Below are 11,458 nucleotides of genomic sequence, written 5' to 3' on the forward strand. Positions count from 1 at the left end.
GTCTAGCCACCCGGGCCGTCGCGGGGCATAGTGAACCCGATTTGACCCAGGGTTTTCGGAGGACGCGATGAACGGTGCGGGATTTCTGGACAGCGGCGGAGTGGCGCTGGCGCTTGCGGCGCTGGTGATCCTGACGGTCTATCTGGCGGTGCGGATCGTGCCGCAATCGGAAAAGCATGTGGTGGAACGGTTCGGGCGGCTGCGCGCGGTGCTGGGGCCGGGGATCAACTTCGTGGTGCCCTATGTGGACCGTGTCGCCCACAAGATCAGCATTCTGGAGCGCCAGTTGCCGACCGCGACGCAGGACGCGATCACCCAGGACAACGTGCTGGTGAAGGTGGAAACCTCGGTGTTCTACCGCATCACCGAGCCGGAAAAGACGGTCTACCGCATCCGCGACGTGGATGCCGCGATCGCCACCACGGTGGCGGGCATCGTGCGCAGCGAGATCGGCAAGCTGGAACTGGACCAGGTGCAAAGCAACCGCACCCAGTTGATCGGCCAGATCCGCGAGCATGTTCATGCGATGGTGGATGATTGGGGCATCGAGGTGACGCGGGCGGAGATCCTCGATGTGAACCTGGACGAGGCGACACGCTCGGCGATGTTGCAGCAGTTGAACGCGGAACGGGCGCGGCGGGCGCAGGTGACGGAAGCCGAGGGCAAGAAGCGTTCGGTGGAACTGAACGCGGATGCGGAGTTGTATCAGGCCGAGCAGCGCGCCAAGGCGCGGCGGATTTCGGCGGATGCGGAAGCCTATGCGACGCAGGTGGTGGCGGTGGCGATCAAGGAGAACGGGATCGAGGCGGCGCAGTATCAGGTGGCGCTGAAGCAGGTCGAGGCGCTGACCGCCGTCGGGCAGGGCGCGGGCAAGCAGACGATCATCGTGCCGGCACAGGCGCTGGAAGCCTTCGGCGATGCGTTCAAGATGCTGAAAGGGCGTGGCTGATGCTGGCGTGGTGGGTCTGGGTCATCGCGGGCTGCGTGATCGGCATCTTCGAGATCATCGCGCCCGCCTTCGTGTTCCTTGGCTTTGCCCTCGGCGCGGTGCTGACCGGGCTGATCCTGTGGACCGGGGTGCCGCCTGCCGGGTGGATGGGCGCCTCGCTGCCGCGGCACCTGCTGGTGTTCGCGGTGCTGTCGCTGCTGGCCTGGCTGGCGCTGCGCGCGATCTTCGGGCTGAAGCGGGGTCAGGTGAAGGTCTGGGACCGTGACATCAACGACAACTGAGCGGCCCTGGCGGCTGTGGCAGAACCCCGGCTGGGGCTCGGCGATCGTCGAGGCGCAACTGGCGGCGTACGGGTTGCCATATGAGCTGGTGACGGCGGGCGATATCTATCACGATGCGGCGGCGCGGGCCGCACTGGCGCGGGTGAACCCGTCGGCGCAGGTGCCGACACTGGTGCAGCCCTCGGGCGAGGCGATGGGCGAAAGCGCGGCAATGACGCTCTATCTGGCCGAGGTGACGGGGCGGACCGACCTGGTGCCCGCACCGGGGGATGCCGACCGCGCGGCCTTTCTGCGCTGGTTGGTGTTCATGGTGTCGTCGATCTACCCCGCCGGGGCCTATGCGGACGCGGCCGAGCGGCTGGTGCCGGAACCTGAGGTGGCCGAGTATCGGGCGCGGGTGGTGGCCGGGCGCGGGCGGCTGTGGCGGCTGCTGGCGGAAGAAGCGGCGCGGCGCGGCGGGCCCTGGGTGCTGGGCCAGCGGTTCACGGCGCTGGATCTTTACGTCGCGGTGATGACGCGGTGGCAGCCGGGCCGCGCGTGGTTCGCGGCCGAACTGCCGGAACTGGTGCGGATCGCCGAGGCGGTGGCGGCGCGGCCCGAGATGCGCGCGGTGTTCGCGCGGAACTGGCCGTGACGGATTTCACCGGGGCCAAGGTGGCGCTGATCCACCGGGCCGAGGTGCTGGTGATCCTGCGCGGCTGCCTCAGTCGTTCAGGAAACCGATGGTTTCGCCCTTGACGAGCCACGAGAGGCCGAAGGCCCAGACGCCGATCGCCTCGAGCAGGAACAGCGCGCTCCAGCCCTGGAACACGTCCTGTGTGGCCGGGGCGGCGATCTCGATCAGCTTCATTGCCACCACGGCGAGGATCACGCCGACAAGAACCCAGCCGCAGGTGCGGTAGACGCGGTTGCGGTTCAGCTTGGCGCGGGTGGTGGCGCGGGTCGGGCCGGTGCGGGTAAAAAGCACGAGGCAGAAGGTGGCGAGCATCGCGAAGAACAGGGCGGCGCAGGTGAAATGCAGCGCCGAAGTCGCGCCGGGGCCGATCAGGCGCTGCACCAGGGTCAGTTGCGCAAGGGTTTCGGGCGGGGCGGGCGTCGTCGGCATCAGCGCCACGCCGATGGCGGCGGCGCCCGCGATGCGGCTGATCCAGGTGTCGGACAGCAACTCGCCCGGTGCGCGGTCGTAACCCCGGTAGCTGACCAGGAACACGCCGGTCGCGCACATGGCGCCGACGAAGACGTCCTTCATCGCGGTGTAATAGGTGTCGGAGATCGAGGGGGCGATGCGGTGATCGAAGCCCGCGCCGCCAAGGATCAGCGCCACCGGCAAAAGCGCCCCGATCCAGCCAAGCGCCTGCCGCACCGCCTTGAACGACAGCACGAGATCGTTGGCGGCTTCCTGCGATTTTCCGTTCGGCATGGCACATCCCTCCCGCTTCGGGAAGGGTAGCACAACTTTAGCGGTTGTGCGACGGATCAGGCGCGGAGCGGCGGCAGTTCCGCGCGCACGGCCAATGCGGCGGCGCGGGGGTCTTGGGCCTGCCAGATCGGGCGGCCGACGACGATGTGGTCGGCGCCGTCGGCGATGGCCTGCGCGGGGGTGGCGACGCGCTTCTGGTCGCCGCGCGCGGCGCCCGCCGGGCGCACGCCGGGGGTGACGATCAGGCGGCCTTTGGCGCCGGGCAGGGCGCGGATCGCGGCGGCCTCTTGCGGGCTGGCGATCACGCCGTGGGCACCGGCCGCAAAGGCGCGGGCGGCGCGTTCCAGCACAATCTCGGCGATGTCGCCGGGGCGGATCAGGTTGGCGTCGAGGTCGGCGCGGTCAAGCGAGGTCAGCACGGTGACGGCAAGGATGTTCAGGCCCGACCCGCCCGCGCCCTCGCGGGCCGCGCGCACCACCTGCGGATCGCCGTGGACGGTGAGGAAGTCGAGGTCGAATTGCGCAAGCCCGCGCACCGCCGCCTCGATCGTGGCCCCGATGTCGAAAAGCTTCAGGTCCAGGAAGATGCGCTTGCCGTGGTCCTGCTTCAGCTCGTTGGCCAGCGCGAGGCCGCCGCCGGTCAGCATCCCGAGGCCGATCTTGTAGAAGCTGACGGCATCGCCCAGGCGGGCGGCGAGGTCGAGCCCGTCGAGGATGTTGGGCACGTCGAGGGCGACGATGAGGCGGTCATCGGTTGGCGTCATGGCTGGGTTCAAGGCGGGGGCTCCTGAAGTTTTCCGCTCTTACCGGCCGGGGCGCGGCGGGGCAAGCGGCGCAGTTGACTTGGACGCGGCCGCGGCGGACGATGCGGCCGAACGCCCGGGGATACGGGCGAACGGGGGCAGCGATGCAGATCACGATCACCTACGACCGCGAGGAAGAGGGCCCGCGTTCCGGCCCGATCATGGTGGGCTGGCTCAGGACCACCGACAAGGCGGGCATCCTTTACGACGCGCCCGAACGGGTGAGTTTCCGCCAGACCAACCGGACCCATGCCAAATCGGCGGCGCGCTGTCCGGCGGTGATCCAGCTCGAAAGCCGGTATTTCATGATCAAGTGCCCGTTCGACCTGCACATCGGGTTCGAACGCGATGCCAAGGGTAAGGCGGTGCTGGTCAACCGGGCCGGGGCGGCCAGCGCGGTGCGGTCAGCCAAACTGAACGAGGTGCTGACGCTGGTGGGCGAGGCGGAATGGCGCTACGCCGACCGCCCGACGGTGCAGTTGCAACTGCCCTACGTGTTCATCGCTGACGAGCCGGTGTGGATCACCCAGCTCGACGCCTTCGCGCATTACCGGCGGCAGCCGCTGCCGGGCACGATCTTTGGCGGACGGTTCCCGGTGAGCCTGTGGCCGCGGCCGCTGATGTGGGCCTTCGAGTGGCACGAGACCGACAAGGACATCATCCTGAAGCGGGGCGATCCGCTGTTCTACGTGCAGTTCGAGGGGTTCGGGCCCGACCGCCCGGTGCAGGTGATCGAGGCCGAAAAGACGCCGGAACTGACCGCCTACATGGAACTGATCTCGGGCGCGGTGGGCTATGTCAACCAGACCTTCGGCCTGTTCAAGGCCGCCGAGGCGGCGCGGCCCGCGAAGCTTTTGAAGCCGAAGGGGTAAGGCGGCCACGATTCCGCGTTCCCGCAGCCCGGCCGGGTGTAAGCTTGTCAAATGCGGCATCGTGCCGCAGTGGGAGAATCGGATGGCCGAGACATTCAGCACCTTCGTGGGCAGCATCCCGCTGCATTACGACACTGGCCTCGGCCCCAACATCTTCGTGGACTATGCGGGCGACATGGCGGCCCGTGCTGCGGCCCTGGCCCCCACCGACGTGCTGGAGATGGCGGCGGGCACCGGCATCGTCAGCCGCCGCCTGCGCGATGCGCTGCCGGGGGCGCGGCTGGTGGTGACCGACCTCAACCCGCCGATGCTGGAGGTGGCGAAAACCAAGTTCGCGCCGGGCGAGGTGGAGGTGATGACCGCGAACGCGATGGCGCTGCCCTTTGATGACGGCGCGTTCGACATGATCGTGTGCCAGTTCGGCGTGATGTTCTTTCCCGACAAGACCGCCTCGTTCCGCGAGGCGGCGCGGGTGCTGCGGCCGGCCGGGCACTACCTGTTCAGCACCTGGGGCACACGCGAGCAGAACCTGTATGGACAGGTGGCGAGCGAGGTCGTGCGGCGGCATTTCGGCGGCGAGGCGCCGGTGTTCATGGGGGTGCCCTTCTCCTACGCCGATGTGGCGAAGGTGCGCGCCGATCTGGCGGCGGCGGGGTGGGAGGACGTGACCCACACGGCGTTGCCCAGAATGAAGCACATCGCCAACCCGGCGGGGTTCGCGCGCGGGCTGATCATGGGCAACCCGATGATCGACGAGATCCGGTCGCGCGGCATCGACCCCGAGGTGGTGATCGCCGATCTGGCGGCCGATCTGAAGGCAAGGTTCGCGCCCGGCATGGAGATGGCGCTGCTGACCCACATGTTCGAGTGCCGCAAGACCGGGGCGTAGGGCGAAGCCGGGTTCCGAAACGCTGGAAATGTCGGCTTGGTCGGTGCGGCTGACGGGGGGCGGGAATGCGCGACGAGGATTACCTGCGCCAGACGATCGCGATCGCGCGTACGTCACGGGCCGCAGGCAACCATCCGTTCGGCGCCCTGCTGGTGGGGCCGGGGGGCGAGGTGCTGCTGACCTCGGGCAACACCTATGCGGCGGATCGCGGCGTGGGGCACGCCGAGACCAACGTGGCGCGCGAGGCCGCGCGGGCCTACAGGCCGGAGTTCCTCGAACGCTGCACGCTGGTGACCTCGGTCGAGCCCTGCTGCATGTGCGCGGGCGCGGCCTACTGGGCCGGGATCGGCGCGGTGGTTTATGGGCTGAGCGAAAAGCGGCTGGCCGAACTGACCGGCGACAACCCCGAGAATCTGACGCTGGACCTGAGCTGCCATCAGGTGTTTGCCGCCGGGCGCCGGAGGGTTGTCGTGCGCGGGCCGTTCCCGGATCTGGAGGCCGAGATCGTCGCCGATCACCTCGGGTTCTGGTAGGCGCGCCACCCCGGTGTGATATTTTCGCACCGCCCGATCTTGCGCCCCCTGCCGGGCCTTCCCACATGCCGAACGAGGCCTGCGAAAGGGGTGCGCCGCCAAGACGGGCGCCCTGAGGGACAGGTGCCAGCAAAGGAGAACTGACCGATGAATCTGGAGAAATTCACCGAACGGTCGCGCGGTTTCATTCAAGCCGCCCAGACCATCGCGGTGCGGGAAAGCCATCAGCGGATCGGCCCCGAGCACCTTCTGAAGGCGCTGATGGATGACGATCAGGGGTTGGCCTCCAACCTCATCAAACGCGCGGGCGGCGAGCCGTTGCGCGTGGCCGAGGCGGTCAATGTCGCGCTGGGCAAGGTGCCGAAAGTGACCGGCGATGCCGGGCAGGTCTACATGGACCCGCTGCTGGTCCGCGTGCTCGACGAGGCGGAGAAACTCGCCACCAAGGCGGGCGACAGTTTCGTGCCGGTGGAACGCATCCTGATGGCACTGTGCATGGTCAAGTCGAAGGCCAAGGAGGCGCTGGACGCGGGCGCGGTGAATGCGCAGAACCTCAACGCCGCGATCAACGACATCCGCAAGGGGCGCACGGCCGACAGCGCCAGCGCCGAGCAAGGTTATGACGCCCTGAAGAAATACGCGCGCGACCTGACGGCGGCGGCGGCCGAGGGCAAGATCGACCCGATCATCGGGCGCGATGACGAGATCCGGCGCACCATGCAGGTGCTTTCGCGGCGGACGAAGAACAACCCGGTGCTGATCGGCGAGCCCGGCGTCGGCAAGACGGCCATCGCCGAAGGGCTGGCGCTGCGCATCGTGAACGGCGACGTGCCGGAAAGCTTGCGCAACAAGAAGCTGATGGCGCTGGACATGGGCTCGCTGATCGCGGGCGCGAAGTATCGCGGCGAGTTCGAGGAGCGGCTGAAGTCGATCCTTTCCGAAGTGACGGCGGCGGCGGGCGAGATCATCCTGTTCATCGACGAGATGCACACGCTGGTCGGTGCGGGCAAGGCGGAGGGGGCGATGGATGCCTCGAACCTCTTGAAACCGGCGCTGGCGCGGGGCGAGTTGCACTGCGTGGGCGCGACGACGCTGGACGAATACCGCAAGCATGTGGAAAAGGACGCGGCCCTGGCCCGCCGGTTCCAGCCGATCGTGGTGGAGGAACCGACGGTCGAGGACACGATCTCGATCCTGCGCGGCATCAAGGAAAAGTACGAACTGCACCACGGGGTGCGGATTTCGGACAGCGCCCTGGTGGCGGCGGCGACGCTGAGCCATCGCTACATCACCGACCGCTTTCTGCCCGACAAGGCCATCGACCTGATGGACGAGGCGGCCAGCCGGTTGCGGATGGAAGTGGACAGCAAGCCCGAGGAACTGGACGCGCTTGACCGCGAGATCCTGCAGAAGCAGATCGAGGCGGAGGCGCTGAAGAAGGAAGACGACGCCGCGAGCAAGGACCGGCTGGAGAAGCTGCTGAAAGAGCTGTCGACGTTGCAGGAGCAGTCGGCCAGCATGACGGCGACGTGGCAGGCCGAGCGCGACAAGCTGGACGCGGCGCGGGGGCTGAAGGAACAGCTCGACAAGGCGCGGGCCGAACTGGAGCAGGTGAAACGCGACGGCAATCTGGCGCGCGCCGGGGAGCTTTCCTATGGCATCATTCCGCAACTGGAAAAGAAGCTGACCGAGGCCGAAAGCCGCGAGGGCGACATGATGGTCGAGGAAGCGGTGCGGCCCGAGCAGATTGCGCAAGTGGTGGAACGCTGGACCGGCATTCCCACCTCGAAGATGCTGGAGGGCGACCGCGAGAAGCTGCTGAAGATGGAGGAGGAGCTTGGCAAGCGCGTCATCGGGCAGCGTCAGGCGGTGGTGGCGATCTCCAACTCGGTGCGCCGTGCGCGGGCGGGGCTGAACGACGAGAACCGGCCGCTGGGGTCATTCCTGTTCCTCGGGCCGACCGGCGTCGGCAAGACCGAACTGACCAAGGCGGTGGCGGCCTACCTGTTCGACGACGAGAGCGCGATGGTGCGGATCGACATGAGCGAGTTCATGGAGAAGCATTCCGTCAGCCGCCTGATCGGCGCGCCGCCCGGCTATGTCGGCTATGACGAGGGCGGGGTGCTGACCGAGGCTGTCCGCCGCCGCCCCTATCAGGTCGTGCTGTTCGACGAGGTCGAGAAGGCGCACCCGGACGTGTTCAACGTGCTGCTGCAGGTGCTGGATGACGGCATCCTGACCGACGGGCAGGGCCGCACCGTCGACTTCAAGCAGACGCTGATCGTGCTGACCTCGAACCTGGGCGCCTATGCGCTGAGCCAGTTGCCGGACGGGGCCGACCCTGCCCCGGCACGGGCCGAGGTGATGGAAGCGGTGCGCCAGCACTTCCGCCCCGAGTTCCTGAACCGGCTGGACGAGACGATCATCTTCGACCGGCTGACGCGGGCCGACATGGACGGGATCGTGACGATCCAGATGAAGCGGCTGGAGAAACGGCTGGCAGCGCGGAAGATCACGCTCGATCTGGATCAGGCGGCGCGGACCTGGCTGGCCGACGAGGGCTACGACCCGGTGTTCGGGGCGCGGCCGCTGAAGCGGGTGATCCAGCATCACCTGCAGGACCAGCTGGCCGAGATGATCCTGGCGGGCGACGTGATGGACGGCGACACGGTGAACGTCAGCGCCGGGGCCGACGGGCTGATCGTCGGCGCGCGGGTCTCGGCCTCGCGCCGACACGCGCCACAGCACGCGACCTACCATTGAGGCGGACCGGGCGGGGGAAACCCCGCCCGTTTGCGTTTCGGGGGCATCAGTCGGGCGTCGGGGTGCCGTCGTCCGCTCATGCAAGACGCTTGACCGTTCGCGGCCGATAGAACGAAGGAAATCCGGCAACCGTTCGGTTGCCGGGGATGGTTTCTTCGCGGTTGCCTCAGGCGCAATGACTGATGCAGGCGGATTGCGCGATGATGCACGCTCCGCAGAGCGGAATGCCGACTCCGGATGCGGCGCAAGCGAGTGCACAAGCCTCGGCCGCAAGGGTGCAGGCCGCGACACAGCCTGTGCTGTCCCTGTGCGGCACGACCACCGGCCTGTCGACCAACTTGGCGAACGCTGCCATCGTGGCAACGAGTCTGGCATCGGTTTTTGGCGGGGGCGGCGCACTGCCATCCGCCAGCCGAATCGGGACGCGGTCGGCTCGCAGATGGACACCCTGAGCGTCAGCGGTGAAATGCTCGATGAACGGGGCCAGCGCCTTGCCATCGAGACTGCCGCTGACATCAACGGTTCCTTTGGCAAGATCGACGGCGCAGTTCAGGACCATGCGACTGCCGCCGAGCCCCGGACCGAACTGCACCACAGCTTCGCTGCGGCCGTCCTTTCCGACCCGGATGGTCTTGTGCAGGGCAGTCTCGTTGTCGGTGGCGAGTGTCATCTGCTGGGTGAAGACACCACTGGAAAGATCCCGGCCCGAGGCAATCGCGAGGGTGACGGGCGTGTGATCGACAATGCGCGTCGTAATCCGCGACTGATAGGTACCACCGCCTTCCAGCGTGATCTCGATCTGGGTCATCGAAAGCTCCTTGGTTGAGAGAATACAACTTCTTTCCACCATTGGCTGCGAGGGCGCACAATGATCTTGGTCATTGACAGCGTGGGCCGGACAGTGGCGGGCGCGGACCCGGTTTTCCCGTTGGTGGTTTGAAGCTTGCATCCGCCGACCGGATTGCGCCGCGCCGGTCTGCGACCTTCCGCCCTTTGAAACACAGGTCACGTTCACGCCAGATTCACGGTCGTGAGGCAACTTTCCGCCGATCCTGACGTATCTCTGATGTGCGCAATGCCGAACAGGAAGGAGATACCGATGACCACGTCATTCCGACCGGGCCTCAAAGGGTCCGAGATCACGCCGAAAGCCGCCTACATGAACCGCCGCCAGATCATGGCGGGGGCCGGGGCGCTGCTGGCCGCAGGGGCGATCGGCAGGCGGGCCGAGGCCAAGCTGACCACGGTGCCCAGCCCCTATTCGACGGATACCAAGCCCAACTCGCTCGACGATATCACCCATTACAACAACTTCTACGAGTTCGGGCTGGACAAGACCGACCCCGCGCGGTTCGCGGGCAAGCTGACGGTGGACCCCTGGGCGATCCAGATCGGCGGCATGGTCGACAATCCGGGCAGCTACGCGCTGGGCGACATCCTGAAGGGCGTGACGCTGGAAGAGCGGGTCTATCGCCACCGCTGCGTCGAGGGCTGGTCGATGGTCATCCCCTGGGACGGTTTCCCGCTGAAGGCGCTGCTGGATCGGGCGGGCGTGCAACCCTCGGCCAAGTATATCGCCTTTGAAACGGTGATGCGCCCGGAAGAGATGCCGGGACAACGCGCGACCAACGTGCTGGCCTGGCCCTATGTCGAGGGGCTGCGGCTGGACGAGGCGATGCACCCGCTGACCATCCTGGCGACCGGCATCTACGGCGAGGCGATGCCGACGCAGGACGGCGCGCCGATCCGGCTGGTGGTGCCGTGGAAATATGGCTTCAAGTCGATCAAGTCGATCGTCAAGATCACCGCCGTGGCCGACGAGCCGCCAACCTCGTGGAACTTGGAAGCGCCGAACGAATACGGCTTTTATTCCAACGTGAACCCACATGTGGACCATCCGCGCTGGAGCCAGGCCAGCGAGCGGCGGATCGGCGGCGGGTTGTTCGCGCCCCGCATCGACACGTTGATGTTCAACGGCTACGGGGACGAGGTGGCCAGCCTCTACACCGGCATGGACCTGAAGAAGAACTTCTGATGACGATCGCGCAGGACATCAACGGGCGGCTGCGTCGGGTTCCGGCCTGGCCGCTTTATCCGCTGGGGCTCTTGCCACTGGCCTGGATGATATTTGAAATCTTCACCGGCGGCCTGGGTGTCGATCCGGTGAAGGAACTGGAACATCAGGTCGGCCTCTGGGCGCTGAAGTTCATCGTGGCGGGGCTGTGCATCACGCCCCTGCGCAAGTTCACCAAGGTGAGCCTGATCAAGTTCCGTCGCCAGATCGGTCTGGTCGCCTTCTTCTATGTCGTGCTGCATGTCCTCGTCTGGCTCTTGCTCGACCTGCAGCTGCGCTGGGGCGAGATCGGCGAGGCGATCCTGAAGCGGCCTTTCATCACCATCGGGATGCTGGCCTTCGTGATGATGATCCCGCTGGCGGTGACGTCAAACACCCTCTCGGTCCGGCGACTGGGGGCGGCGGCCTGGGGGCGGCTGCACAAGCTGACCTATGCCGTCGCGGCGCTGGGGGCGGTGCACTACCTGCTGGTGGTGAAGTCATGGCCGCGCGAGCCGATGGTGTACCTCGGTATCGTGGCCGTTCTGCTGGCGATGCGGGTGGTCTGGGCGCGGCAGCGACTCAGTGCCCGGACGGCCTGAACGCGGAAGTCGTTCCCCCGCCCGCACCCGTGTCGGGCGGGTCATCTTGCGTCCTCGGACCGGCCGAAATTGTTGCACAAATTGCGCAGACCCCAACATCTTGAGCAAGATTTGGACGCTGATAAGAAAATGTCATCTTCCTGCATTTTTCTTCTTGCGGCCATCGTTCGGTGGTCCTAAACACCGCCTCACCGAAGCGGAAGCGACGGTGCAGCGGGGCGGACGGAAGCGGAAGCGGAAGTTGGTTTCGGTGTTTGGAGATGAGGATGGCGGGCGCGCCGCGAGTAGAAGTG

12 protein-coding genes are annotated in these 11,458 nt (G+C 66.9%); 9 read left to right on the plus strand and 3 right to left on the minus strand.

The window, feature by feature from the left end; all coding sequences use genetic code 11:
• Window positions 1-67 precede the first annotated feature (67 nt).
• From AC11WY_RS15850 to AC11WY_RS15860, 3 genes are read left to right on the plus strand one after another with little or no spacing between them, the layout of a single operon-like run.
• Complete coding sequence (locus AC11WY_RS15850) at window positions 68-949, plus strand: SPFH domain-containing protein (protein WP_482927248.1); 882 nt, start codon at window positions 68-70, stop codon at window positions 947-949.
• Window positions 949-1,230, plus strand: a complete 282-nt coding sequence (locus AC11WY_RS15855) for an NfeD family protein (RefSeq protein ID WP_482927250.1) — start codon at window positions 949-951, stop codon at window positions 1,228-1,230. Before AC11WY_RS15850 ends, AC11WY_RS15855 begins: the two co-directional genes overlap by 1 nt.
• Window positions 1,211-1,864, plus strand: coding sequence for a glutathione S-transferase family protein (locus tag AC11WY_RS15860; RefSeq protein ID WP_482927252.1), 654 nt, complete (start codon window positions 1,211-1,213; stop codon window positions 1,862-1,864). Before AC11WY_RS15855 ends, AC11WY_RS15860 begins: the two co-directional genes overlap by 20 nt.
• Window positions 1,865-1,933: 69 nt before the next feature.
• On the opposite strand, the gene AC11WY_RS15865 is transcribed toward AC11WY_RS15860, so the two are convergent.
• Both AC11WY_RS15865 and pyrF read right to left on the minus strand, forming a co-directional pair.
• Window positions 1,934-2,650: a hypothetical protein gene (locus tag AC11WY_RS15865; protein WP_482927254.1), complete on the minus strand. Its 717-nt coding sequence runs from the start codon at window positions 2,648-2,650 to the stop codon at window positions 1,934-1,936.
• Window positions 2,651-2,706: 56 nt separating this feature from the next.
• Window positions 2,707-3,414 (minus strand): orotidine-5'-phosphate decarboxylase, encoded by a 708-nt coding sequence (gene pyrF / locus AC11WY_RS15870; RefSeq protein ID WP_482927256.1) that lies wholly within the window; start codon window positions 3,412-3,414, stop codon window positions 2,707-2,709.
• A gap of 143 nt (window positions 3,415-3,557) precedes the next feature.
• Here pyrF and AC11WY_RS15875 point away from each other — a divergent pair, with 143 nt between their 5' ends.
• The 4 genes from AC11WY_RS15875 to clpB all read left to right on the plus strand — a co-directional run bounded on the left by AC11WY_RS15875 (window position 3,558) and on the right by clpB (window position 8,510).
• On the plus strand, window positions 3,558-4,325 hold the full coding sequence (locus AC11WY_RS15875; protein ID WP_482927258.1) for a hypothetical protein: 768 nt from the start codon (window positions 3,558-3,560) through the stop codon (window positions 4,323-4,325).
• A gap of 82 nt (window positions 4,326-4,407) precedes the next feature.
• Window positions 4,408-5,214: a class I SAM-dependent methyltransferase gene (locus AC11WY_RS15880; protein ID WP_482927260.1), complete on the plus strand. Its 807-nt coding sequence runs from the start codon at window positions 4,408-4,410 to the stop codon at window positions 5,212-5,214.
• Between the two features lie 65 nt (window positions 5,215-5,279).
• Entirely contained in the window at window positions 5,280-5,747 is a 468-nt protein-coding gene (locus AC11WY_RS15885; RefSeq protein ID WP_482927262.1) for a nucleoside deaminase, read from the plus strand.
• A 147-nt stretch (window positions 5,748-5,894) separates the two neighbouring features.
• Window positions 5,895-8,510 (plus strand): ATP-dependent chaperone ClpB, encoded by a 2,616-nt coding sequence (gene clpB, locus AC11WY_RS15890; RefSeq protein WP_482927264.1) that lies wholly within the window; start codon window positions 5,895-5,897, stop codon window positions 8,508-8,510.
• Window positions 8,511-8,676: 166 nt separating this feature from the next.
• Here the strand turns inward: clpB and AC11WY_RS15895 are convergent, their stop codons facing one another.
• Window positions 8,677-9,318: a hypothetical protein gene (locus tag AC11WY_RS15895; protein WP_482927266.1), complete on the minus strand. Its 642-nt coding sequence runs from the start codon at window positions 9,316-9,318 to the stop codon at window positions 8,677-8,679.
• 291 nt (window positions 9,319-9,609) lie between these two features.
• On the opposite strand from AC11WY_RS15895, the gene msrP reads away from it, so the two are divergent.
• Window positions 9,610-10,545: a protein-methionine-sulfoxide reductase catalytic subunit MsrP gene (msrP, locus tag AC11WY_RS15900; RefSeq protein ID WP_482927268.1), complete on the plus strand. Its 936-nt coding sequence runs from the start codon at window positions 9,610-9,612 to the stop codon at window positions 10,543-10,545.
• Complete coding sequence (msrQ, locus tag AC11WY_RS15905; RefSeq protein WP_482927270.1) at window positions 10,545-11,165, plus strand: protein-methionine-sulfoxide reductase heme-binding subunit MsrQ; 621 nt, start codon at window positions 10,545-10,547, stop codon at window positions 11,163-11,165. The genes msrP and msrQ overlap by 1 nt, the downstream gene beginning before the upstream one ends.
• The last annotated feature ends 293 nt before the right edge of the window (window positions 11,166-11,458 follow it).

The sequence above is a fragment of the Solirhodobacter sp. genome, assembly GCF_964715405.1.

Coding starts and splice junctions, on each gene's coding strand:
- msrQ (WP_482927270.1), top strand. CDS start 10,545: ATGACGATCGCGCAGGACATCAACGGGCGGCTGCGTCGGGTTCCGGCC.
- AC11WY_RS15865 (WP_482927254.1), bottom strand. CDS start 2,650: ATGCCGAACGGAAAATCGCAGGAAGCCGCCAACGATCTCGTGCTGTCG.
- msrP (WP_482927268.1), top strand. CDS start 9,610: ATGACCACGTCATTCCGACCGGGCCTCAAAGGGTCCGAGATCACGCCG.
- AC11WY_RS15855 (WP_482927250.1), top strand. CDS start 949: ATGCTGGCGTGGTGGGTCTGGGTCATCGCGGGCTGCGTGATCGGCATC.
- AC11WY_RS15850 (WP_482927248.1), top strand. CDS start 68: ATGAACGGTGCGGGATTTCTGGACAGCGGCGGAGTGGCGCTGGCGCTT.
- AC11WY_RS15885 (WP_482927262.1), top strand. CDS start 5,280: ATGCGCGACGAGGATTACCTGCGCCAGACGATCGCGATCGCGCGTACG.
- clpB (WP_482927264.1), top strand. CDS start 5,895: ATGAATCTGGAGAAATTCACCGAACGGTCGCGCGGTTTCATTCAAGCC.
- AC11WY_RS15875 (WP_482927258.1), top strand. CDS start 3,558: ATGCAGATCACGATCACCTACGACCGCGAGGAAGAGGGCCCGCGTTCC.
- pyrF (WP_482927256.1), bottom strand. CDS start 3,414: ATGACGCCAACCGATGACCGCCTCATCGTCGCCCTCGACGTGCCCAAC.
- AC11WY_RS15880 (WP_482927260.1), top strand. CDS start 4,408: ATGGCCGAGACATTCAGCACCTTCGTGGGCAGCATCCCGCTGCATTAC.
- AC11WY_RS15895 (WP_482927266.1), bottom strand. CDS start 9,318: ATGACCCAGATCGAGATCACGCTGGAAGGCGGTGGTACCTATCAGTCG.